The organism is Shimia fortis (assembly GCF_040225985.1).
In the GTDB taxonomy this organism is placed as follows: domain Bacteria; phylum Pseudomonadota; class Alphaproteobacteria; order Rhodobacterales; family Rhodobacteraceae; genus Shimia.
In genome coordinates this window covers 1-602 of sequence record NZ_JBBPEU010000043.1, presented here as the reverse complement: position 1 = coordinate 602, position 602 = coordinate 1, and the positions used below count along the sequence as shown (strand labels likewise).

1 protein-coding gene is annotated in these 602 nt (G+C 61.1%); it reads right to left on the bottom strand.

Going from position 1 to position 602, the window contains the following annotated elements; translation table 11 throughout:
- The coding region (locus WNE31_RS18415; RefSeq protein WP_349981399.1) for a calcium-binding protein at window positions 1-602 on the bottom strand (602 nt) is incomplete at both ends.

The following is a 602-nucleotide window of genomic DNA, read 5'->3' as shown; positions in this document are numbered from 1 at the left end:
ACCCGGTCGCTGCCGCCATTCCCGTCCAGCGTATCCGCGCCGCGGTCACCAACCAGCGTGTCGTTGCCGCCCTGCGACTGGATCAGGTCGTTGCCTGCTTCTCCGAAGATCAGATCGCCTTCCGCCGAACCGACAAGGGTGTCGGCTTGCTCGGTGCCGTAAAGGCGCTCGATGGAAATCAGGCTGTCGGTCGCGCCATAGGTATCTGTTGCAACACCTGTGGTCAGATTGACGTTGACGCCTTGGTTGCCGCCTTCGCGCAGGTAAGACACTTCGTCCACACCCGCGCCGCCGTCCAGCGTATCGTTGCCATCTCCACCGATCAGGATGTCATTCCCGGCAAAGCTCTCGATCAGGTCGTTGCCGTCTTCGCCAATCAGTAGGTTGCCATCGGCAGACCCGCGCAGAGTGTCGTCATTGAGAGAACCTGCGAGAAATTCGATGCCGATCAACGTATCTACAAAACCATAGGTGTCGACCACCGTACCAGCGGTCAGGTTTGCGCTGATCCCGCGGGTGCCGGTCTCGTAAGAGTAGGACACCCGGTCGCTGCCGCCATTCCCGTCCAGCGTATCCGCGCCGCGGTCACCAACCAGCGTGTC